Origin of the sequence: Shewanella sp. AS1, from assembly GCF_021412565.1 — a bacterium.
GTDB lineage: Bacteria > Pseudomonadota > Gammaproteobacteria > Enterobacterales > Shewanellaceae > Shewanella.
Map to the genome: position 1 here is coordinate 39,939 of NZ_JAKCLJ010000015.1, position 21,684 is coordinate 61,622.

21 protein-coding genes and 1 tRNA gene are annotated in these 21,684 nt (G+C 50.6%); 15 read left to right on the plus strand and 7 right to left on the minus strand.

What is annotated here, in order from left to right; all coding sequences use genetic code 11:
- Nucleotides 1–105: 105 nt before the first annotated feature.
- From LZP69_RS15090 to LZP69_RS15105, 4 genes are all read left to right on the plus strand, one after another.
- Nucleotides 106–831: a fumarate reductase cytochrome b subunit gene (locus tag LZP69_RS15090; RefSeq protein WP_234201546.1), complete on the plus strand. Its 726-nt coding sequence runs from the start codon at nucleotides 106–108 to the stop codon at nucleotides 829–831.
- 224 nt (nucleotides 832–1,055) lie between these two features.
- Entirely contained in the window at nucleotides 1,056–1,721 is a 666-nt protein-coding gene (locus LZP69_RS15095; protein WP_234201547.1) for a fumarate reductase cytochrome b subunit, read from the plus strand.
- 94 nt (nucleotides 1,722–1,815) lie between these two features.
- Nucleotides 1,816–3,819: a fumarate reductase flavoprotein subunit gene (locus tag LZP69_RS15100; protein WP_234201548.1), complete on the plus strand. Its 2,004-nt coding sequence runs from the start codon at nucleotides 1,816–1,818 to the stop codon at nucleotides 3,817–3,819.
- The gene (locus tag LZP69_RS15105; RefSeq protein WP_234201549.1) at nucleotides 3,816–4,547 is read left to right on the plus strand and encodes a fumarate reductase iron-sulfur subunit; all 732 of its coding nucleotides are present in this window, start codon (nucleotides 3,816–3,818) and stop codon (nucleotides 4,545–4,547) included. Before LZP69_RS15100 ends, LZP69_RS15105 begins: the two co-directional genes overlap by 4 nt.
- Nucleotides 4,548–4,607: 60 nt before the next feature.
- Here LZP69_RS15105 and rho read toward each other — a convergent pair whose 3' ends face one another.
- Nucleotides 4,608–5,873, minus strand: coding sequence for a transcription termination factor Rho (gene rho / locus LZP69_RS15110; protein WP_234201550.1), 1,266 nt, complete (start codon nucleotides 5,871–5,873; stop codon nucleotides 4,608–4,610).
- Between the two features lie 227 nt (nucleotides 5,874–6,100).
- On the minus strand, nucleotides 6,101–6,427 hold the full coding sequence (trxA, locus tag LZP69_RS15115; protein WP_234201551.1) for a thioredoxin TrxA: 327 nt from the start codon (nucleotides 6,425–6,427) through the stop codon (nucleotides 6,101–6,103).
- Between the two features lie 171 nt (nucleotides 6,428–6,598).
- On the opposite strand from trxA, the gene rhlB reads away from it, so the two are divergent.
- Together rhlB and LZP69_RS15125 are read left to right on the plus strand one after the other, a co-directional pair.
- Nucleotides 6,599–7,903: an ATP-dependent RNA helicase RhlB gene (gene rhlB, locus LZP69_RS15120; protein WP_234201552.1), complete on the plus strand. Its 1,305-nt coding sequence runs from the start codon at nucleotides 6,599–6,601 to the stop codon at nucleotides 7,901–7,903.
- The gene (locus LZP69_RS15125; RefSeq protein WP_234201553.1) at nucleotides 7,904–8,830 is read left to right on the plus strand and encodes a Ppx/GppA phosphatase family protein; all 927 of its coding nucleotides are present in this window, start codon (nucleotides 7,904–7,906) and stop codon (nucleotides 8,828–8,830) included.
- Between the two features lie 40 nt (nucleotides 8,831–8,870).
- Here LZP69_RS15125 and LZP69_RS15130 read toward each other — a convergent pair whose 3' ends face one another.
- From LZP69_RS15130 to ubiD, 4 genes are all read right to left on the minus strand, one after another.
- Entirely contained in the window at nucleotides 8,871–9,404 is a 534-nt protein-coding gene (locus LZP69_RS15130) for a thioredoxin family protein (protein ID WP_234201554.1), read from the minus strand.
- A 234-nt stretch (nucleotides 9,405–9,638) separates the two neighbouring features.
- Nucleotides 9,639–10,217 carry a nucleoside triphosphate pyrophosphohydrolase family protein gene (locus LZP69_RS15135; protein WP_234201555.1) on the minus strand — a complete coding sequence of 193 codons (579 nt, stop codon included), beginning with the start codon at nucleotides 10,215–10,217 and terminating at the stop codon, nucleotides 9,639–9,641.
- Between the two features lie 111 nt (nucleotides 10,218–10,328).
- Nucleotides 10,329–11,027 (minus strand): NAD(P)H-flavin reductase, encoded by a 699-nt coding sequence (gene fre, locus LZP69_RS15140; RefSeq protein ID WP_234201556.1) that lies wholly within the window; start codon nucleotides 11,025–11,027, stop codon nucleotides 10,329–10,331.
- A gap of 116 nt (nucleotides 11,028–11,143) precedes the next feature.
- Nucleotides 11,144–12,625, minus strand: coding sequence for a 4-hydroxy-3-polyprenylbenzoate decarboxylase (gene ubiD, locus LZP69_RS15145; RefSeq protein WP_234201557.1), 1,482 nt, complete (start codon nucleotides 12,623–12,625; stop codon nucleotides 11,144–11,146).
- A gap of 162 nt (nucleotides 12,626–12,787) precedes the next feature.
- On the opposite strand from ubiD, the gene LZP69_RS15150 reads away from it, so the two are divergent.
- The 9 genes from LZP69_RS15150 (at nucleotide 12,788) to cyoE (ending at nucleotide 20,696) form a co-directional block, all read left to right on the plus strand.
- A complete protein-coding gene (locus LZP69_RS15150) occupies nucleotides 12,788–13,351 on the plus strand; it encodes a hypothetical protein (protein ID WP_234201558.1) in 564 nt (187 codons plus the stop codon).
- 175 nt (nucleotides 13,352–13,526) lie between these two features.
- Complete coding sequence (gene yjjG / locus LZP69_RS15155) at nucleotides 13,527–14,255, plus strand: pyrimidine 5'-nucleotidase (RefSeq protein WP_234201559.1); 729 nt, start codon at nucleotides 13,527–13,529, stop codon at nucleotides 14,253–14,255.
- A gap of 101 nt (nucleotides 14,256–14,356) precedes the next feature.
- A tRNA-Ser gene (locus LZP69_RS15160) sits at nucleotides 14,357–14,447 on the plus strand.
- A gap of 830 nt (nucleotides 14,448–15,277) precedes the next feature.
- Nucleotides 15,278–15,673 (plus strand): hypothetical protein, encoded by a 396-nt coding sequence (locus LZP69_RS15165; RefSeq protein ID WP_234201560.1) that lies wholly within the window; start codon nucleotides 15,278–15,280, stop codon nucleotides 15,671–15,673.
- Between the two features lie 155 nt (nucleotides 15,674–15,828).
- A complete protein-coding gene (gene cyoA / locus LZP69_RS15170) occupies nucleotides 15,829–16,824 on the plus strand; it encodes a ubiquinol oxidase subunit II (RefSeq protein ID WP_234201561.1) in 996 nt (331 codons plus the stop codon).
- Entirely contained in the window at nucleotides 16,824–18,812 is a 1,989-nt protein-coding gene (cyoB, locus tag LZP69_RS15175) for a cytochrome o ubiquinol oxidase subunit I (RefSeq protein WP_234201562.1), read from the plus strand. The genes cyoA and cyoB overlap by 1 nt, the downstream gene beginning before the upstream one ends.
- Nucleotides 18,809–19,432 carry a cytochrome o ubiquinol oxidase subunit III gene (cyoC, locus tag LZP69_RS15180; RefSeq protein ID WP_234201563.1) on the plus strand — a complete coding sequence of 208 codons (624 nt, stop codon included), beginning with the start codon at nucleotides 18,809–18,811 and terminating at the stop codon, nucleotides 19,430–19,432. Before cyoB ends, cyoC begins: the two co-directional genes overlap by 4 nt.
- Nucleotides 19,432–19,758, plus strand: coding sequence for a cytochrome o ubiquinol oxidase subunit IV (gene cyoD / locus LZP69_RS15185; RefSeq protein WP_234201564.1), 327 nt, complete (start codon nucleotides 19,432–19,434; stop codon nucleotides 19,756–19,758). The genes cyoC and cyoD overlap by 1 nt, the downstream gene beginning before the upstream one ends.
- 11 nt (nucleotides 19,759–19,769) lie before the next feature.
- Entirely contained in the window at nucleotides 19,770–20,696 is a 927-nt protein-coding gene (gene cyoE / locus LZP69_RS15190) for a heme o synthase (protein ID WP_234201565.1), read from the plus strand.
- 61 nt (nucleotides 20,697–20,757) lie between these two features.
- Here the strand turns inward: cyoE and LZP69_RS15195 are convergent, their stop codons facing one another.
- Nucleotides 20,758–21,576 carry an IS4 family transposase gene (locus LZP69_RS15195; RefSeq protein WP_326490273.1) on the minus strand — a complete coding sequence of 273 codons (819 nt, stop codon included), beginning with the start codon at nucleotides 21,574–21,576 and terminating at the stop codon, nucleotides 20,758–20,760.
- Nucleotides 21,577–21,684: the final 108 nt, after the last annotated feature.

Sequence of the window (21,684 nt, forward strand, 5' to 3'; positions counted from 1 at the left end):
TTTTGCTTGATTTGGGTGAGATCGATCACGCTTTAGTGTTAGCAATATTCTCAGAAGTCAGCACCCTGATATGGTGTAAGTTCCGATATTAGGCATTAACGAAAAATGAACACAAAAACCATGAAACATCACCAGCAACATTACGCTTCAATGGGTAATCCGTGGTCCGCCCGCGCCGATCAAGTACAGAGTGCAACGGGTGTGTTGCTAGGCTGTTTTTTGTTGGCACACTTGCATTTTGAATCTTCCATATTACTGGGTAAAGAAGTTTTTTATCGGGTAGTACAGTTTCTCGAGGGAGGTATGTTTACCAGCTCGGGGCATGGTATGCCTATTGTGACACAGATTTTCTCTGTATTTGTGCTCTTCGTTGTGGTGTTACATGCGGCGATGGCGCTACGTCGTTTTCCGGTCCAGTTAGGTCAGTGGCGTGCCTTAAGACGCAATTTACAGGTGATTAATCACAAAGAAACCACGATTTGGTTTTGGCAGATGATCACAGGTTTTATCCTGTTTTTCCTCGCTCCTGTCCATATTTTTACCATGATCACTAACCCCGAAATCGGCCCACACCTTTCTGCTGAGCGAGTTTATCACGATAACGTTTGGTTACTGTACGCACTGTTGTTGCCAGCAGTCGTGATACACGCCATGGTGGGTTTATATCGTGTGGCGGTAAAGTGGGGTGTCGTCAATCGACGTTCGGCGCTGCGTAAAACCATCAAGATACTGATCATCTACTTGATGGTGCTCGGAACGGCTAGCCTGATCTCTTATCTGCTTATTGGCAGTGAGTTGAGTTTTCCGGTGCAGCCATTCGTGCCCCATTAGATAACAGATGCACTTATCTGTCAGATGATATGGCGAGTGTTGAGACAAGTACCCAGCCGAGTCATCTGAACAGGTATTTCGTTGCTAATATTTAAGGGTTTGGTTGATTATCCATCTCCTAGTTGATCTAACTCAGGTTTTTATTAGGCCTATGAGTGGTATTAATTACCGGGTCGGTAACTTAATAAGATTGACTTAATCAAGGTCAACGATGTGAGGCGAAAATGGCAATAAAAATAAAAAAATGGAGTGCATGGCTCGACTTAAGTCAGAGCCTGTCGGGTGTCATTCTGGCGGTGTTTTTATGGACCCACTTAATACTGGTGTCGTCTATTTTGTTAGGCAGTGAGGCCATGTCCTTCGTGGCCCGCACAATGGAGCTGAGTTTTCTCTCTGACGATGGTCACGGTTACCCCTGGGTGGTGACTTGTATCGCTATACTGATCGCACTGTTAGCGATAGTACACGTGGTGGTGGCATTGCAGAAGCTACCCGTGAGCTTACAGCAGCAACGCGCATTAAAAGCGCAGATGCAGGTGATCAATCACAGTGATACGCGTCTTTGGCGCATGCAAGCCATGACAGGTGTGGTGATTTTATTGCTATTGCCTGTGCATCTGTGGCTGATTGGCTCGGCACCGGAAACCATAGGTCCTCAGGGCAGCGCCGACAGGATCTGGAATCAGGGGGTCTGGATGCTGTATCTGCCTCTCTTGTTGACAGTAGAGCTGCACGCCGCCATTGGTGTTTATCGAGTGGCTTTGAAGTGGGGCGCGGCGCGGGATCTCAATACCCGTAAGCGTTTAAGAAACCTGAAAACCATTATGAGTGTGTTGTTTGTTGTTGTGGGGGGCGCTTCATTATTGGCCTTCTTACCCTATGCGGGCTAAACCGACATAAATAGAATTAATGATTACAAGCGGTAGCGCACAACTAAATGATAAACCACATAATAACAACAGCAGTACCCGTTAAGGAGCAAGTGTGAAACTGATTTATACCGATTCTCTCGTCGTGGGCGCAGGGCTTGCGGGACTGAGAGTCGCCATCGCCTCAAAAGAGCGGGGCTTAGATACAGTCGTATTATCGCTTATTCCGGCTAAGCGTTCCCATTCTGCTGCGGCTCAAGGGGGCATGCAGGCCAGTCTGGGAAATACAGTCAAGGGAATGGGCGATGATGAAGATGTGCATTTTCAAGACACAGTAAAAGGGTCTGACTGGGGCTGCGATCAGGAAGTGGCGCGAATGTTTGCCCACTGTGCACCGAAAGCGGTGCGAGAGCTGGCTAACTGGGGTGTCCCCTGGACGCGGGTCACCAAAGGCCCACGTCAGGTGGTGGTCAACGCCGAGAAAGTGACGATTGAGGAAGCAGAAGCGGCCCACGGTCTGATCAACGCCCGTGATTTTGGCGGCACCAAGAAATGGCGTACCTGTTACACCGCTGATGGCACTGGGCATTCTCTCCTGTATGCGGTGGATAATAAGGCGATCTCCCTGGATATTCCCGTCCATGAAAGGGTGGAAGCTTTGGCGCTGATCCATGATGGCAATCGCTGTCATGGTGTCGTCGCTCGCTGCCTGATCACAGGCGAGCTGCGCGCCTATATTGGCAAGTCGACCACAATCGCCACCGGCGGTTATGGTCGTCTGTATGAGGTATCGACCAATGCCATCATCTGTGAGGGTATTGGTCAGGCGTTGGCACTGGAAACTGGTGTCGCCAAGCTGGGTAACATGGAAGCGGTGCAGTTCCATCCTACTGCCATTGTGCCAGTGGGCATCTTAACCACAGAGGGTTGCCGTGGTGATGGCGGCTTGCTGCGTGACAAAGACGGTCACCGTTTCATGCCCGATTATGAGCCTGAGAAGAAAGAGCTGGCCTCCCGAGATGTGGTGTCGCGCCGCATGACAGAGCATATCCGTAAAGGTAAAGGGGTCGACAGTCCTTATGGCCCGCACCTATGGCTGGACATCACTCTGCTTGGCCGCAAGCATGTGGAGACTAACCTCAGAGAAGTGAAAGAGATTTGTGAAAACTTCCTCGGCATCGATCCGGCAGAAGAGTGGATCCCGGTACGTCCGACTCAGCACTATTCTATGGGTGGCATACGCACAGATGCCACTGGCCAGAGTCCGCACCTCAAAGGTCTGTTCAGCGTCGGCGAGGCGGCCTGTTGGGACATGCACGGCTTTAACCGCTTAGGGGGCAACTCACTGGCGGAAACTGTGGTCGGTGGCATGATAATCGGCAAATATGTGGCCGATTTCTGTGAGCAGACCAGCCTTGAGATAGATACTCAGCTGGTGGATAAATTTGTCACTCAGGTGCAGCAGGAGATAGATGAGTTAGTCGAGGGTGGGGGCCAAGAGTCTCCGTTCGACCTCAAGCTTGAGATGCAGCGCATCATGATGGATTACGTGGGGATCTTCCGCAACGGCCCCGAGCTGAATAAGGCGATCGAGGAGCTACAGGCGTTGTTAATCCGTTCGCGCAATTTAGGGCTTAAGTGTAAGAAGCGCCATGCCAATCCTGAGCTGGTAGAAGCATTGCGGGTCAAGCGCATGCTGAAAGTCGCGCTGACCGTGGCCTGTGGCGCCGAGGCGCGTACCGAAAGTCGTGGTGCTCACGCCAGGGAAGATTATCCACAGCGTAACGATAAAGATTGGCTCAATCGCACCCTGTCCAGCTGGCCAAGCAGCGATGCGACCCTGCCGCAGTTGGATTATGAGCAGCTGGATGTGATGAAGATGGAGCTGCCTCCCGGTTACCGTGGTTATGGTATCAACAATGCCATCGCCCATCCGGATACCGAGAAGCGTCAGCAGCAGATCACAGAGATCCTCGCAGGACTCGATGAAAAGGCCGATCGCCATGCGCGTCAACGTGCCCTGATGCCCTTTGAGGTGCCGGAGTCACTGCAGGCACCTAATGAACGTTTATATGATAAGCCGCTGAATCAGCAGCAGTCTGGAGAGAAAACCAAATGAGCCAGGGTCGTACTTTAACCTTTAATATTTTCCGTTATGACCCGCAGCAGCCCGGTGATAAGCCTAAGATGGTGAAATATCAGCTTGAGGAAGCGCCGGGAATGACAGTGTTTATCGCGCTGAACATGCTGCGTGAACAGCAAGATCCTTCGCTGCAGTTCGATTTTGTCTGCCGCGCCGGGATCTGTGGCAGCTGTGCCATGGTGATCAACGGTTTCCCCACACTGGCTTGCCGCACCCTGACCAGCAAGTATCCTAAGGGCGAGATCACTCTGATGCCGCTGCCGGGATTCGAGTTGATCGGCGATCTGTCGGTCAATACGGGCAAGTTTATGCGTGAGCTGGCCGAGCGTCTGAAACTCTGGCTGCACCCGAGAAGCGACGATGTGGATATTCACAGAATCGAGGCACCTATGGCACCGGAAGAAGCCGCGCGTCTGTATGAGCTGGAGCGCTGCGTCGAATGTGGAGTGTGTGTTTCTGCCTGTGCCACGAAACAGATGCGCGACACCTTCGTTGGCGCGGTGGGCATGATGAAGATTGCCCGCTTCGAGCTTGACAGCCGCGATGCCCGTAGTGCCGAAGATTTCTATCATGTGATAGGGAATCAGGATGGGGTGTTTGGTTGTATGACTCTGCTGGGTTGTCAGGACAACTGCCCGAAAGACTTGCCACACATGCAGCAGATCGCCTACCTGCGCCGCAAGATGGCGAGTACCCTGGTCTAGTCTCAGGCAAATAAAAATGCCGCAAGTTTGCGGCATTTTCTTTACTGAAAGCGAGGCAGATTAGCTCTTGGCGCGTTTCATCGCGGTAAAGAACTCATCGTTGGTCTTGGTCATTGCCAGCTTGTCGATAAGGAACTCCATCGCGCTGACCTCATCCATGGGATTGAGGATCTTACGCAAAATCCACATCTTCTGCAGCTCGTCAGGAGTCGTAAGTTTCTCTTCGCGGCGAGTGCCAGAACGGTTAAAGTCAATTGCTGGGAAGACGCGCTTCTCTGCCGCCTTGCGTGATAGATGCAGCTCTTGGTTACCAGTACCTTTAAACTCTTCGTAGATCACTTCATCCATTTTCGAACCAGTATCGACCAGCGCCGTGGCGATAATGGTCAGGCTGCCGCCGTTTTCGATATTACGTGCAGCGCCGAAGAAACGCTTAGGACGGTGCAGGGCGTTGGCATCCACACCACCGGTTAATACCTTGCCCGATGAGGGGATAACAGTGTTGTAGGCGCGCGCCAGACGGGTGATAGAGTCCAGCAAAATTACCACGTCTTTCTTGTGTTCAACTAAACGCTTGGCTTTTTCGATCACCATTTCGGCCACTTGTACGTGGCGGCTGGCTGGCTCGTCGAAAGTCGATGCGATCACTTCGCCTTTCACCATGCGCTGCATCTCGGTGACTTCCTCTGGACGCTCGTCAATCAGCAGTACCATCAAGACCACTTCGGGATTGTTGTAGGTGATGCTTTGCGCCATGTTTTGCAGCAAGAGCGTCTTACCGGCTTTTGGCGGTGCCACGATAAGGCCACGTTGACCCTTACCTATAGGTGAACAGAGATCCAGAATACGTGAGGTAATATCTTCGGTCGAACCGTTACCACGCTCCATACGGATACGTTCTTCTGCATGCAGTGGGGTTAAGTTTTCGAAGAGGATCTTGTTGCGGGAGTTTTCTGGCTTGTCGAAGTTAACTTCGGTGACTTTCAGTAGGGCAAAATAGCGTTCGCCTTCTTTTGGGGGACGGATCTTGCCGAAGATGGTGTCACCGGTACGCATATTGAAGCGGCGGATCTGGCTCGGCGAAACATAGATATCATCCGGACCCGCTAGGTATGAACCATCGGCACTTCGTAGGAAGCCAAATCCGTCTTGTAAAATCTCTAAAACACCGCCGCCGAAAATATCTTCGCCACTCTTTGCATGGGCTTTAAGGATAGAGAAAATAATGTCCTGCTTGCGGGCACGGGCCATATTTTCGAGCTTCATATCTTCGGCAAGTTGGACTAGATCGGAAATCGAGGTGTTTTTTAATTCTGATAAATTCATCTTGGTGGGTCTTGTTTTTACGTGACAATGCCATCATTGATCAACGAATGTGTAACTGTAAGAGTATCGATCGGATAGCGGGAAGTGGGTTAGTTAGAATGATTCTGGTTATTAAAGTAGCACTAACGAGGCGAGCCGTCTAGAAATTTAGCGACTCTCGGCACAATTACTTAAACAAGCTGTGCCGCGAGTCACTTTATAGAACTAAAAAGTTACAACTGGGTGATTTACACCTGTGCGTCGATAAACTCTTTTAGTTGTGTCTTAGACAGCGCACCCACTTTGGTGTCTGCCAGTTCGCCGTTTTTGAACAGCAGCAGCGTTGGGATACCACGCACGCCATATTTGGCTGGAGTTGCGTTGTTTTGGTCTACATTGAGCTTGGCGATAGTTACCTTGCCTGCGTACTCGTCTGCAACGTCATCTAAGATAGGTGCAATCATCTTACAGGGGCCACACCATTCGGCCCAGAAATCCACTAATACAGGGGTATCAGATTTAAGTACGTCGTTTTCGAAGCTATCGTCAGTTAAGGTAATGATTTTATCGCTCATGATGTTCTCCAGTTAAGGGTGCCATTGCTGGTTTGTTGATGGCTTAACCTGTATATTGGGACTGAAATTAGCTTTTCAAGAGATAATAGCGGCTTTCAGCGCTCTTTTTCATTAGCCGCTATTTCAAACGATCGAGTTCCTTATTGCAACCCTAACTGGTATGCTTGCGCTATGAGCGAAACACATTTAACGAATCAGAAGTTTGCCGACTTTTCTCTGCATCCAGAGATCCAACAGGCACTAACCGAAAGCGGCTTTGAATATTGCACCCCTATTCAGGCACTATCCCTACCTATTTTACTCCAGCAGAAAGATATTGCGGGTCAGGCACAGACAGGTACAGGCAAAACCTTGGCCTTCCTGGTCGCCACCTTTAATCATCTGATGAGTATTCCTGTTCCCGAAGGACGTGAGCTGAACCAGCCCAGAGCCATAGTGATGGCACCGACCCGTGAACTGGCGATTCAGATCGCCAAAGATGCTAAGTTGCTGGCAAAGCATACCGGTCTTAAGGTCGGCATAGTCTACGGCGGCGAAAGCTATGAGGTGCAGCGTAAGGTGCTGGATAAGGGGGTCGATATTGTCGTAGGCACCACAGGGCGCATTATCGATTATGTTCGCCAGGGGGTGATCAACCTCAGCGCCATTCAGGCCGTGGTGCTGGATGAAGCCGACCGCATGTTCGACTTAGGTTTCATCAAAGATATCCGTTTTCTGTTTAGACGCATGCCGGATGCTAAGTCCCGTCTGAATATGCTGTTCTCGGCGACCCTGTCGATGAAGGTGCAGGAGCTGGCCTATGATCATATGAATGATCCTGAGAAAGTGGAAATAGCGCCGAGCGAGAAGACCTCACGCAACATCACCGAGGAGATCTTCTATCCCTCGATGGATGAGAAGATGCGTCTCTTGCTGACGCTGATCGAGGAAGACTGGCCCGAGAAAGCCATCGTCTTTTCCAATACCAAACACAGCTGTGAAAATCTCTGGGCTCACCTAGAAGGTGACGGACACAGAGTCGGTCTGCTGACTGGGGATGTGCCGCAGAAGAAACGTATTCGCATCTTAGAACAGTTCACTCAGGGTGAACTGGATATTCTAGTGGCGACCGACGTGGCGGCGCGGGGCCTGCATATCTCTGATGTGTCTCATGTGTACAACTATGACCTGCCCGATGACTGTGAAGATTATGTGCACCGCATAGGTCGTACTGGCCGCGCGGGTCAAAAAGGGGTCTCGGTGAGTTTTGCCTGTGAAGAGTACGCGCTCAACCTGCCGGCTATCGAGACTTACATTCAGCACTCTATTCCTGTGACTAACTACGACAGTAATGCGCTGCTCGACGATATCCCGCCACCAGTGCGTATTCATCGCAAACACAATCCTCGTCCCGCAGGGCGCTCAGGCGCCAAACCTCAGGGCGGCCGTCCTGGTGCTCGCCCAAGACGTCACGACAGGACGCGCAGACACGCTTAAATGACGCCACCTGCCACTGGGCCGCGTTATGCGGCCATCACCTTAGGGTCAAACAGTTTTAATATGCTGGTAGCGACCACAGTGGCCGGCAAGCCTAAGGTGCTGGCTAAATATAAGCGTAAAGTGCGTCTGGCCGAGGGGATAGGCTCTGATGGCAGCCTAAATCCACAGGTGTTTGCCCGGGGACTGGACTGCTTAGCTATGTTCTCCCGTATGCTGGATAAAGAGCAGGTGAGCCGTGAGCATATTGCTGTGATTGCCACCGCCACCCTGCGCTGTATCGCCAATGCCGATGATTTTTGTCAGGCAGCTCTCCCCATTCTTGGACAGCCGATTGAGATCATCTCAGGGCTGAAAGAGGCCGAACTTATCTATCAAGGGATGTCGGCGACGACTCAGGGCGAGGGGCGGCGGCTGGTGATCGATATCGGCGGCGCCAGCACAGAATTTATTATCGGCGAAGATAAGAAAATTCTGCTAAAAGCCAGCCTGGCAATAGGCTGCGTCACCTTCAATGACAAATTCTTCAATAGTTTTCCCTTTCAGCCCCAGGACTTCGATGCCACCCAGGCGCATATTGAGACTGAGTTGGGTCAGTATCGCGAACGTCTACGCCAGCATGGCTGGCATGGTGTGGTTGGCGCTTCCGGTGCGGTTCAGGCCGTGGTGGAGTTGCTTAACGCTCGGGGCTTGTCTCAGACCATCACCTTAAAGGTATTAAGCGAGCTTAAGGATGAGATCTTAATTCAGAGGGACAGCAGCCTGAGTGAAATAATCGGCTTGCATCACGAGCGGGTGGCGACCTTCGCCTCGGGTGTCGCCATCTTGCTGGCGCTGTTTAACCTTCTGGAAATTAACGCTCTTGAGCTGTCCGGCGGTGCATTGCGCGAAGGTGTGCTTCAACAGTTGGCCGAACGACTGACATAGAAAAGGCGCTCAATGAGCGCCTTTTTTGGGTTTAGCTGAATTAGTTTAAGATCTTCACTAAATCTGCTTCTAGAGAGACTTCTGGGCGCTCGACGATGCGGCCTATCTCTTCACCCTTTTGTTTCACGATAAAGGTAGGAATACGCTGGAAGTCGTACTTAGCGGCCAGGCCTTCTGGATCTTGTTTCTTGCGATCCACACCGATAAAGGTCACCTTGATATTAGGGTTGTTAACCAGCTCTAAAATGTGAATAAAACGCGGCGTTTCGCGGTGACAATCTGGGCACCAAGTACCAATAATCACGACAATCTCAGTCGCTTCAGTGACAGATTTTAGCGGCTCAATCGCGGCAGTATCGACCTTGTAGCTGTTATAGCTTTCAGCATACCAGTCCTGCTCGGTTAAGGTTTGAGTGGTAACTGCGCCTGTGATAATCACTTCTTGTTTCTCCTCACTGCAAGTGGCGATAAAGCCGGCTTGCTTCTCTTCGAATCCACAACCGCTGTTGGCTAGCACATGGGTGCTGAAAAAGAGGGCGGTGGTGGCAAGTAATGCTGCAATATTCTTGGTCATGCTAGTGCCTCAGATGAGATTCAGAAACCACGTTCAGTTAATGAACGCGCTGTCGTTATTCAATCACCTAAAGTCGTCAGAGAATAGCCCATTGCAGAAGAGCTGTTAACTGGATCACGCGCTTAATCTGGTTTTGCTAAAGTAATCACATATTCTTGGGCGCGATAAGTTATGCAAAACCGAGAATTAACGCCAACTTAAGCGAGCGCCTAAGTTGGCGATGCAAATCAGTTGTTAGGCCTTTAGCAAACTGGCGAGATCCGCCGGGCGGTAATAGACAGATTTTAGTACCTTGCCCTGACGCACGATTTTGCTGGCCATTTCCACATCTTTGGCGCATTTGGCGATAATAAAATCGCCCTTGCGACTGCCAACAATCTCGACGCCTTGTTTGGCATAGAAGTCGACAGTCTCCTGCAGTTCCTGTTCGTTATGGCACACCTTGCTCATATTGCTCGAATGCACCTCATCCCAGCAGCGGATGAAGTCGATATCGCGGTTATTGGCCACATGCAGCAGCAGATCGATGAGATAGCTTATCTCAATATTGTCATCGATCTCTTTCGCGCCTAAGTGCACTAAACGTCCCATCAGCACATAGACGGAATCGACTATGGCATCGGCTTGTTCGACTCGATTATCGGCTTCTGCCAGCTCGGTTAGCTCTTCAATCGCCAGGGAGGTGTGCAAGGTATCGGCTTTATCATCCAGGCTTGCTGGGTCTTCTACCGGCAGATCGAAGGTGGAGCGGAACTGATAAATATCACGGTAGAGGTGATCATACAGGGGTTGAGTCAGGGCATTGAGTTTCATTGGTAAGCCTGTGGTTGAATTGGTTATCTGTTTAATTTACGGACGGGGGTATAAAAAGCAAGCCCCGACTGAGAGTCAGGGCCATAACCTGTTTAACTCGTTTAGCGCATGTTATTTAATGAAGGCGAAGGCATCACCATAGAGATGGGCCTCTTCAACGCCCATGGTGCGAAACAGCTCTCTTGCAGCCCCCACCATGTCGAAACGACCGGCAATATAGATGTCGTAGCCATTGAGGCTGATGAAATCCTGTTTTATCTGCTCCAACAGATTAGCCTGCTTGCCGTTCCAGTCAGCCTTTGCTTCTTCGACAACGGGCACAAAATGCAGCCAGGGATGCGTCTCTTGCCACTCTCGGGCGATGCGCTCGTAATACATGGCGTGTTGATCGCGACAGCCCCAGTAGAGTGTGGTCTCAACTTTCTGATCCAGAGCGATCTGCTGCTCTAGGATGCTCTTGATATAGGAGAAGCCCGTGCCACCAGCGATCAACAGGCGGGGACGCTTGCTGTCATGGCGCAGGTAGGCGTTGCCGCCCGGCGCTTCGATATCGATATACTCGCTGTTTTGCAGGCGCTCAACCACCTGCATCGGATAGCTTTCACTCACGGCGGCACCAATATGCAGTTCAAGCTGCTCAATACCGGGGGCGCTGGCGATAGAGAAGGGGCGCTTATCTTTTTCACCCATTACGATGCAAAGGTACTGGCCCGCCTCGAATGGAAATTGTGTTTCTGGGGTCAAGGCGACCTGATACACGGCATCATTGAAGGCCGTGACATGTTCTACTTTACAGCGAATGGTGTTCATTAATGTTCCTTGTTTACCTCTCTTGGGAGGTTTGCTATTCAGATGAATAGTTGAGTTATTATATCAGGTACTCCCTAGTGGAGTACCTTAAATGACGATATCTGCTAAAGGAAAATTTAGAGCGTGGGGATGTCGTCTATCCCCAGCTCGTCCCAGATAGCATCCACTCTCTGTTTGACCGCTTCGTCCATCACTATGGGGGTGCCCCATTCACGATCTGTCTCTCCCGGCCATTTGTTGGTGGCATCCATCCCCATTTTTGAGCCCAGTCCGGCAACCGGCGAGGCAAAGTCGAGGTAGTCGATAGGCGTGTTATCTATCATCACTGTGTCGCGCTTGGGATCCATGCGGGTGGTGATCGCCCAGATCACGTCATTCCAGTCGCGGCAGTTCACATCCTCATCCACTATGATGATGAACTTGGTGTACATAAACTGGCGCAGGAAGGACCAGGCGCCCATCATGACCCGCTTGGCGTGGCCCGGATACTGTTTACGGATAGAGATCACCGCCATGCGATAGGAGCAGCCTTCTGGGGGCAGGTAGAAATCGACAATCTCAGGGTATTGCTTACGCAAAATCGGCACAAACACTTCGTTGAGCGCGACACCTAGCATGGCGGGCTCATCGGGTGGCCGACCTGTGTAGGTGCTGTGGTAGATGGCATCTTTTCTGTGGGTGATATGGGTGACGGTAAATACCGGAAACTCATCGGTTTCGTTGTAATAGCCGGTATGATCTCCGTATGGGCCTTCGACCGCCATCTCATCTGGCTCAATATAGCCTTCTAAGATGATCTCGCTGGTGGCCGGCACTTCTAAGTCGCAGCTCAGCGCCTTACACACTTGGGTGCGCTCGCCACGCAGCAGGCCAGCGAAGGCGTATTCGCTCATAGAATCGGGAACTGGGGTCACTGCGCCTAAGATGGTGACAGGATCTGAGCCCAGCGCCACTACCACGGGATAGCGTTTGCCTGGGTGTTTCTCTTTGAAATCTTTAAAGTCCAGTGCGCCGCCGCGGTGATCCAGCCAGCGCATGATCAATTTATTCTTGCTAAGCAGCTGCTGACGATAGATACCAAGATTCTGGCGTTTCTGTCTCGGCCCTTTGGTGATAGTGAGTCCCCAGGTGACCAAGGGGGCCACATCGCCCGGCCAGCAGTGCTGAATGGGTAGCTGAGTGAGATCCACTTCATCACCGGTTATTACCACTTGCTGGCAGGGCGCATTACGCACTGTCTTTGGCGGCATATTCAGCGCCTGTTTAAACATGGGGATCTTGGCGATGGCGTCTTTAAAGCCCCGTGGCGGCTCTGGCTCTTTCAGAAAAGCCAACAGTTCACCTACATCACGCAGTGCGAGGGGATCTTCTTTTCCCAGCGCCATGGCGACACGTTTTGGGGTGCCAAATAGGTTGGCGAGTACCGGCATGGTTTTTCCGACGGGATTTTCAAATAGCAGGGCGGGGCCTTTGGCGCGCAGAACCCGGTCGGCAATTTCTGTCATCTCAAGATGGGGATCGACAGCATGGCTGATACGCTTTAATTCACCGTTTTGTTCCAGATGATCGATGAAGCTGCGTAAATCCTTAAAACTCATTTGGACATACTCGCACTAAAATGTGATATGGCGCGCACTATACCATTTTTGCCCGTTATTCCCAAATGGCTTCTATGCTTGAAAGAGGAGAAATAGGCGTGAGTTTGAAGCCGGTGACGATAGGCGTATCATAGGCTATTGGCGTTAAATGGGGGCTTGCTGATGAAAGCGAAACAGCAAAGGTTGATGTATGGGGCTTGGCTATTGTGCTTAAGTCTGGTTTGCACCTTGACCGCTCTGTCGGTTGAGGCGAAAACGCCCGATCGCTCAGGGTATGAGAAGGCGCGAGGTGATAAGCATCAGCGTCATCACTCCCATCATAGACACCACAGGCACAGGGATTTTTGGCGCTGGGGTTTGGGATTGAGCCTGACATATCCTCTGTGGTCTAACACTTGGGGTTATTGGGGGAATCGTGATTATTTTCCCTATGGTTATCGTCAATCGCCGCTGATTCTTGGTCCGGCGCAGACTCTTAGCCCACCGCAGACCTATCGCCCTCAAACAGTGACATCGCCGCCGTTAAAGCTAGCACAGCCAAGCACGCCGGTGAGCGTGACTCGCCAGATAAAGACGAGCCAGACGATTCAATCTCTGCCGGCCAACGCCAGAGTGATCCAACGAGAGGGTGGTACTGTGTATGAGTGGCAAGGCACAGTGTATGTCTACGATTGGCAAAGCCAAAGCTATAAGGTGGTGAAGCCAGCCTCCCCTAAAAGTGACTAAGGTAAAAGACTACCGTTTTTGTTAATGGCCGATTTAGACAGGGCATATTTAGGCATTGCCAGTACGGGCGGCATTTGCGTAAACTCTGGCCGCAACCGCTAGGTTGTTTTATTCCCATTTTAGCTACACAGACTTAGCTACTCAGGCTTAACTACACAGACGATGCGCTTATCTCATGAACAATACCCAAACGCGATATAAATGGATCTTATTTGACGCCGATGAAACCCTGTTTCATTTCGATGCCTTTAAGGGGTTACAGCTGATGTTTTCCCGTTTTGGCGTTGATTTTACTTTAGCCAATTTCGAGCAATATCAGTTGGTTAATCAGCCGTTGTGGGTGGATTATCAGGATGGCAAAATCAGTGCCGATCATCTGCAAGTGACTCGATTTCAGCATTGGGCTGAAAAACTCAATGTGACGGCGCATCAGCTTAATCAGGCCTTTTTAGAGGCAATGGCCGATATTTGCAGTGTATTGCCTGGTGTTAAGGAGCTGATCGCCTCACTGCAGGGACGGGTCAAGATGGGGATAATCACCAATGGATTTACCGCGCTGCAAACCATAAGACTCGAGCGAACCGGTCTGCTTGAGGCCTTCTCTCCTGTGGTTATCTCAGAGCAGTTCGGGGTGGCTAAACCCGATGTGGCGATTTTCGAACACGCCTTGTCGTTAATGGATAATCCTCCCAGAGAGCATGTGCTTATGGTGGGTGATAACCTGCACTCGGATATTCTCGGGGGGCTTAATGCCGGTTTCGATACCTGTTGGCTCAATCATGACAATCAGATGCCAAGAGACGGGATTTCGCCCCACTATCAGGTCAGTTCAATATTCGAGCTGCAACAGCTGCTAGATGGCAAGCTAAGTGTGAAATCTGCTAACCTAAAAGGTAATTTTTAAGGCGTTTAGCCGGAAAAAAGCCTTAAATGGATATTTGTTGCTCAGTTAGTGAAATTTAGACTTTACATTTATCTTTGGTGTCCTTATTATTCACGGCGTTCGGAGAGATGGCAGAGTGGTCGAATGCACCGGTCTTGAAAACCGGCACGGGTTTATAGCCCGTCTAGGGTTCAAATCCCTATCTCTCCGCCACATTAACAAAGCCCGCTAACTAGCGGGCTTTGTGCTATCTAGTGTATAGCATTTGAGTCATAGCCGGGTTCCTAACATTTAAAATTAGCTATCTCTCCGCCATATTAACAAAGTCTGCTAACTAGCGGGCTTTGTGCTATCTGGCATATAGCATTTGAGTTATAGCCGGGTTCCTAACATTTAAAACCAGCTATCTCTTTGCCACATTAAGAAAAAAGGCTTCCAGAATTGGAAGCCTTTTTCGTTTGGGCTGGGCATTACCTAAAGTTTGGTTATCGGATTCTTTGAACCCAGGGTTCTAAAACTAATGCCTTTCAATAGAGTACCTAGCTATCTCTCCACCACATTAACAGAGCCCGCTAAATAGCGGGCTCTGTGCTTTCTGGCTTTCTCAGCTCCAACCTCTGATCTAAGCACCTATCAAAGCGTAAATGTCGCTGCTGTATTTGCTGCCCTTCTATAATGCCCTCAGGACTAAACACCATTCATTAATCACTACAAATGAATATCTATTCATTGTAAATGAATTATTTTAGGCTTGGATATTGTTCTTTTACTGGTTGGATTACCCTGATGAAACGAGAAAATTGATAAGGCCGCTGTCACGGAATCGTCTTTTTATGTGATCTAAATCTGTGTTTTTGTGGTTAAAAAAATGTTAAATTGCAATTTTTATTTATCTTTTGTTTGTTTTTTACTCAAAAGGTTAGGGTTTGACTTTCTTTTGGTTATCGGTTTTTGCTACTCTCAGGATGGCATAAAAATACAGGCTAAATGATTAACGCTTAGTTTAGCCTCAGTGAGTCGTTGTTCCACTCGGATAGCATTAATTGAAACTAGAATACAGATACTTCTTTCGCCAGGTTCAGCTTGACCTTGCCAAACGAGGAAGCAGTAATAGCAGACAGTTTGCTCAATTCTTGAGCCTGTTGCTGATCTGTTTTTGTCTGTCTATGCTGCTTTCCTGCTATGTGGATGGGCCAGAGTTGATGCAGCTGTTATCAAACTGGTTCCTGGCCGAGTCTGTGGACTGCTTTATGCTGGGTACCCTATTGGCGATGCCCCTTTATCTGCAACAGCTGCTCTGTTTATGCTTCATCATCTATCTCCTGTTTTATCATCTGGCGTCCGAACGCGCCCTCTACTTTGCGCTTAGTCGCGCACTCCATGCCGTCGAGTATGATGCTCACGGCTCCCGTGCGCCGCCGCTATCAACCTCTCTCTAAAACGATTTTTTGCGTATCGGTTTCACTAAACCGTCAGTATTGCTCTGGGTCTGACTCAATCCGAGTCCTCATCTTCACTGTTAGCGTTTGGCCGCATCGATACGCCTGCTAAGGAATTTTTAGTAGCCCTGTAATAGGGTTAGAGGTTACTCCTTGTGTTAATTCGAAATTTTAGCAAGTTATTGCTGCCCCTTATGGCCTTGATGCTAACGGGGTGTGAAGGCGGTGTCCTGGATCCTAAGGGGCAGGTGGGCATGGATGAGAAGCAGCTCATCATCATCGCCACTGTGCTGATGTTGATTGTGGTCATTCCCGTCATAGTGATGACCCTGTTTTTTGCCTGGAAGTATCGCGATGGACGCGATCACGAGATCTATGCGCCTAAGTGGGCACATTCAAAGACCATTGAGTTAGTCGTCTGGTTGGTGCCGGTTGTGATTGTATTGATTCTGGGAGTGATCACCTGGGGCTCGACCCATAGGCTTGATCCCTACAAGCCCTTAGAACATGAGGCCAAACCCATCACGGTTGAGGTGGTGTCCCTTAACTGGAAATGGCTGTTTATTTATCCGGATTTGGGGATCGCTTCAGTCAATGAGCTGGCTTTCCCTGCCAATGTGCCGGTGAACTTCAAGATAAGTTCAGATACGGCAATGAACTCCTTCTTCATTCCTCAGCTGGGTAGTCAGATCTACTCCATGGCGGGGATGACCACTAAGTTACATCTGATCGCCAACGAACCAGGTACCTATAAAGGGATCTCGGCCAATTACAGTGGTGCCGGTTTTACCGGAATGAAATTTAACGCTATCGCCACGGCGACCAGGGCCGATTTCGATGCCTGGGTTGCCAGAGTCAAACAGCAGGGCGGGCGGCTAAACAGCAAGAGCTATGCCGAGCTTGCTAAAGAAAGTTCAAATAATCCAGTTGCTTATTACTCATCTGTCAGCCATGGCCTGTTCGAACAAGTGGTGATGCAATATATGCACAAGGATGAGATGCATCATCAGATGGATATGCATGCCATGTCATCGGTGGAGCAAGTCGAGACCATGTCCATGGAGCAAACCCAAGCTACCTCTGCCAGTCCAGCTGCTGCAACTGTCGGGATCCACTCTGAGTCATCTAGCTCAATGGGAGGCGCGAAGTAATGTCGTCGTTCTTAGGTAAATTAACAATCGATGCGGTTCCCTACCATGAACCCATCATCATGGTGACGCTAGCGGCAGTTGCCGTCATAGGCGTCATTATTCTTGGCCTGATCACTAAGCATAAGAAATGGAGCACCCTGTGGCACGACTGGCTGACCTCGGTGGATCATAAGCGCCTGGGGATCATGTATATCCTGCTGGCCTTCGTCATGCTGATCCGCGGTTTCTCCGATGCCATCATGATGCGTACCCAGCAGGCGCTGGCCACCAACGGTGCGGCGGGATATCTGCCGCCGGAGCATTACGACCAGATCTTCACCGCCCATGGGGTGATTATGATCATCTTTATGGCGATGCCATTTATGATAGGTCTGATGAACCTAGTGCTGCCGCTACAGATTGGCGCGCGGGACGTGGCGTTCCCCTTCCTGAATAACTTAAGTTTCTGGCTGACGGTTTCGGGAGCGGTATTGATCAATATCTCCCTCGGGGTCGGCGAGTTTGCCCGCACTGGTTGGGTGGCTTATCCGCCCTTATCCGAGCTCTCCTACAGTCCGGGGGTGGGAGTCGATTATTATATCTGGGCGCTGCAGATCTCCGGCATAGGGACGACCCTGACCGGGGTGAACTTCCTGGTGACTGTGCTTAAGATGCGCTCGCCAGGGATGAAACTGATGCAGATGCCTATCTTCACCTGGACCTGCACCTGGGCCAATATTCTTATTGTCGCATCATTCCCCATCTTAACGGCCGTACTAGCCCTGCTCACCTTAGACAGGTACATGGATTTCCACTTCTTCACTAACGCAGGTGGCGGTAACGCCATGATGTATATCAACCTGTTCTGGGCCTGGGGACATCCGGAAGTTTACATCCTGATCCTGCCCGCCTTCGGTATCTTCTCCGAGGTGATTTCGACCTTTACCTCCAAGCGCCTGTTTGGTTACAAGTCTATGGTGTGGGCCAGCGGCGCCATCTCGATCCTGGGCTTTATCGTCTGGCTGCACCACTTCTTTACCATGGGATCCAGCGCCAATGTGAACGCCTTCTTCGGGGTGATGACCATGGTGATCGCGGTGCCGACCGGGGTGAAGCTGTTTAACTGGCTGTTTACCATCTATCGCGGTCGACTGCGTCTGACAGTGCCTGTGCTCTGGACCCTAGGCTTTATGGTGACCTTCACCATAGGCGGCATGACGGGTGTGCTGCTGGCGGTGCCCGGCGCCGATTATGTATTGCATAACAGTCTTTTTCTGATCGCCCACTTCCATAACACCATCATTGGCGGCGCGGTATTTGGTTACCTGGCAGGCTTTGCCTACTGGTTCCCCAAGGCAACCGGTTTCCACCTCAATGAGCGTCTGGGTAAGGCAGCCTTCTGGTGCTGGCAGGTCGGTTTCTATGTCGCCTTTATGCCGCTTTATGTACTGGGTTTCCTCGGTATGACGCGCCGTCTGAATCAGACGGACAATCCTGACTGGAACTTTTGGATCTATTTCGCCGCCGTCGGCGCCTGCATCATCTTAGTCGGCATAGTGCTGCAGTTTATTCAGCTCTATGTGAGTATCCGCGATCGCGAGCAGAACAGAGATCTGACCGGCGATCCCTGGAATGGTCACACCTTAGAGTGGTCGACCGCCTCGCCGCCTCAGTTCTACAACTTCGCTAAGCTGCCGACTGTGAGCGATATCGATGCCTTCACCCATGCCAAGGAGCAGGGCACTGCCTATCGGATCCCAGAGCAATATCAGCCTATCCATATGCCGAAAAACAGCTGGCATGGGGTGATGATGGCGCTGGGGATCACGGCCGCTGGCTTCGCTGCCATCTGGCACATTCTCTGGCTGGCGATCGCCGGATTTGTCGGCGCCTTTGTCGTCTTCCTGATCCGCGCCTATGACAGGGATGTGGATTATTACGTACAAGTTGATGAAATTGAGCGCGTTGAGAATAGCCATTTAACGAATGTATCTAAGGGGCTGATATGAGTATTGCAATCCCTGCGAATCTAACGATTGCTCAGTTAGAAGAGCAGCATCACGAACATCATGATTCCAGCGCCAGCACCCTGCTGGGGTTCTGGATCTACCTGATGACAGACTGCATTTTGTTTGCCTCGGCCTTTGCCACCTATGCGGTATTGTTTATGAATACCGACGGCGGCGTCTCGGGCAAAGATATTTTCGAGCTGGATTTCGTGCTGATCGAGACCGCGGCGCTGCTGCTCAGTAGCATCACCTATGGTCTGGCGCTGATCTTCGCCAAGCGTCACCGCAAAGGGGCGACGCTGGCCTGGCTGGCGGTGACCTTTGCTTTGGGCTCAGTGTTTATCGGCATGGAGGTCTATGAGTTTCATCATCTGATCTTAGAAGGCAACGGCCCACAACGCAGTGCGTTCCTCTCCTCTTTCTTCGCCTTGGTGGGCATGCATGGCTTGCACGTTACCGCAGGCTTGATCTGGATGGCGATCATGATGGTGGAGGTGGCCAAAACCGGACTGGGTGGTCGCAGTATTACCCGCCTGAGCTGCCTGAGTCTGTTCTGGCACTTCCTCGATATCGTGTGGATCTGTGTCTTTACTGTGGTCTATCTAATGGGAGTTTTATAATGAGCCAAGCTATGACTCATGGTCAGGACGATCTGGCCGCCAGCATCAAGTCTTACCTTACCGGCTTTGTGCTCTCTGTGGTGTTAACCGGCATCCCATTCTGGGCCGTGATGAGCAGCAGCCTTGAGCGTTCGACAACCCTGGCCGTGGTGCTGCTACTGGCCGTGGTGCAGATCCTGGTGCATCTGAAGTACTTTCTGCACCTGGATTTCTCCAAAGAGGGCAAGATCAACACCCTGTCGTTTATGTTTACCGCCCTGGTGATCGTCATGGTGGTGGGCCTGTCGGTGTGGATCATCTATGCCGCCAACGATCTGATGATGTAGCGGGAGGCGTTATGCTGACAAGGTCGATTTCATCCCGGTGGACTGTTCCCTTAGGGCGTTATGTGCAGGTGACTAAACCCGGCATTATCTTCGGTAATTTAATCGCGGTCGTGGGCGGGTTTCTATTGGCCGCCAAGGGTGAAGTCGATCTTGTGTTGCTGCCGGCGACCTTAGTTGGTTTGTCTCTGGTGGTGGCTTCGGGCTGCGCCATCAACAACTATATCGACCGGGATATAGATGCCAAGATGCAGCGCACCTGCGGTCGGGCGACTGTGACAGGTGCGATTCCTCTGGATAATGTGTTGTGGCTCGGTGTCGTGCTGGGCGCGCTGGGTTTTGGCTTACTGGCCTGGTTTACCAATGCTGTCGCGCTTATGTTCGCCGCCTTCGGCTATCTGGTGTATGTGGGGCTTTATAGCCTCTATATGAAGCGAAACTCGGTTTACGGCACCTTAGTCGGTAGCCTTTCAGGTGCTGTGCCGCCTGTGGTGGGTTATTGTGCGGTGACAGCTAAACTCGATGGCGCGGCGCTGATCTTGCTAATGATGTTCAGTCTGTGGCAGATGCCGCACTCTTACGCCATCGCCATATTCCGCTATAAGGATTATGAGGCGGCGAATATTCCTGTGCTGCCGGTGGCCCAGGGGATAGAGAAGGCCAAACTCCATATAGTGCTCTATATTGCCCTGTTCGCCTTGGTCAGTACCCTGTTGTCGCTGACGGGTTATACCGGTATCGCCTTTATGGTGGTGGCCTGTGCCACCAGTTTCTGGTGGCTTGCCATGGCGCTGAAGGGCTATCGAAGCGATGTGGATCTGCTGCGTTGGTCGAGGCAGGTATTTGGTTTTTCGATCATCACTATCACTGTGCTGAGTCTGACCATGGCGCTGGATTTTCAGGTGGTGGGACAAGCGCCCCTGCTGGCGATGCTGAACTGAAGCATAGGTTGGCATAGGCTAGAATAGGAGAAAGGCGACCTCTGGGGTTAACGCCACTCGCTTAAGAGCGAGTGGCGTTCTTATCTCTAGAGCGTGAAGGATATTTCGTCGCTTTTTTTAATACGGCTCTTGGGTAAGGTTTTCTCTTCCTCTTTTCTGGCAGAATTAGCCGCTTACCATTATCCCTCAGTTCTTTCAGTGCCTTAGGGATTGCCCCTGGAGCTCCAGTATCTGACCAAATAAACTCATCCTGTATCAGATAAAGCGCATTGACGAAGCTAATACGTAACGGCTCCACTTTATGTTGCTTTGCTATTTCAGCCATTTCTAGGCGAATAATGTTGTATGAAGTCAGTATTCCCCAAAGCTCTTGATATATCCCATCACTCTTAAGACTTCTCAGCAACGGTTTGTTCACTAGCTGATATTGTTTGAGCTCGCCATAACCACGTTCGATTTCCCAGCGTTGCCAATAAACATCTACGAGTTCTTTTAACGCGTATTTCTCTGGGCACAAACAAGACGTGATAAATCCTTTTATCTCTCCTTTCGGTGACGGAATGAGCACAAGCCTTGCTTTCCAGGTTTTTCCCAAATGGGGGTATTGCGCTTGTGCTTGAGGTGATATGGGCATTTCAATGAGGTGGTCATAATCGCTGTATGACTCCAAAATGTCATACCTAAATTTGGACTTAATGGGCGTAAGCCAATGAGTATTTTCACCACCGCCTTGCCAACTTGAAAAGAGTTCTGCGGACATAAAGCCACGGTCGAACAGGGTTAAAGAGTTTTCAGGTGCTGAGCCGACAAGTTGTTGCGCATAAGAGATTTCACTGTTAGTCACGGGACCAAAAGCCGCATCTGTAGTGGCATAGTGAATTTGGCCACCTGAATAGACGAAGTGATAGACTCACTTCCGGAAAAAAGGTGGTAGAAATGAAGAACACAAGACCGACATTCAGTGCAGAGTTCAAATTAGAAGCTGCGC

Coding starts and splice junctions, on each gene's coding strand:
- LZP69_RS15090 (WP_234201546.1), top strand. CDS start 106: ATGAACACAAAAACCATGAAACATCACCAGCAACATTACGCTTCAATG.
- LZP69_RS15095 (WP_234201547.1), top strand. CDS start 1,056: ATGGCAATAAAAATAAAAAAATGGAGTGCATGGCTCGACTTAAGTCAG.
- LZP69_RS15105 (WP_234201549.1), top strand. CDS start 3,816: ATGAGCCAGGGTCGTACTTTAACCTTTAATATTTTCCGTTATGACCCG.
- rho (WP_234201550.1), bottom strand. CDS start 5,873: ATGAATTTATCAGAATTAAAAAACACCTCGATTTCCGATCTAGTCCAA.
- trxA (WP_234201551.1), bottom strand. CDS start 6,427: ATGAGCGATAAAATCATTACCTTAACTGACGATAGCTTCGAAAACGAC.
- rhlB (WP_234201552.1), top strand. CDS start 6,599: ATGAGCGAAACACATTTAACGAATCAGAAGTTTGCCGACTTTTCTCTG.
- LZP69_RS15125 (WP_234201553.1), top strand. CDS start 7,904: ATGACGCCACCTGCCACTGGGCCGCGTTATGCGGCCATCACCTTAGGG.
- LZP69_RS15130 (WP_234201554.1), bottom strand. CDS start 9,404: ATGACCAAGAATATTGCAGCATTACTTGCCACCACCGCCCTCTTTTTC.
- LZP69_RS15135 (WP_234201555.1), bottom strand. CDS start 10,217: ATGAAACTCAATGCCCTGACTCAACCCCTGTATGATCACCTCTACCGT.
- fre (WP_234201556.1), bottom strand. CDS start 11,027: ATGAACACCATTCGCTGTAAAGTAGAACATGTCACGGCCTTCAATGAT.
- ubiD (WP_234201557.1), bottom strand. CDS start 12,625: ATGAGTTTTAAGGATTTACGCAGCTTCATCGATCATCTGGAACAAAAC.
- LZP69_RS15150 (WP_234201558.1), top strand. CDS start 12,788: ATGAAAGCGAAACAGCAAAGGTTGATGTATGGGGCTTGGCTATTGTGC.
- yjjG (WP_234201559.1), top strand. CDS start 13,527: ATGAACAATACCCAAACGCGATATAAATGGATCTTATTTGACGCCGAT.
- cyoB (WP_234201562.1), top strand. CDS start 16,824: ATGTCGTCGTTCTTAGGTAAATTAACAATCGATGCGGTTCCCTACCAT.
- cyoC (WP_234201563.1), top strand. CDS start 18,809: ATGAGTATTGCAATCCCTGCGAATCTAACGATTGCTCAGTTAGAAGAG.
- cyoD (WP_234201564.1), top strand. CDS start 19,432: ATGAGCCAAGCTATGACTCATGGTCAGGACGATCTGGCCGCCAGCATC.
- cyoE (WP_234201565.1), top strand. CDS start 19,770: ATGCTGACAAGGTCGATTTCATCCCGGTGGACTGTTCCCTTAGGGCGT.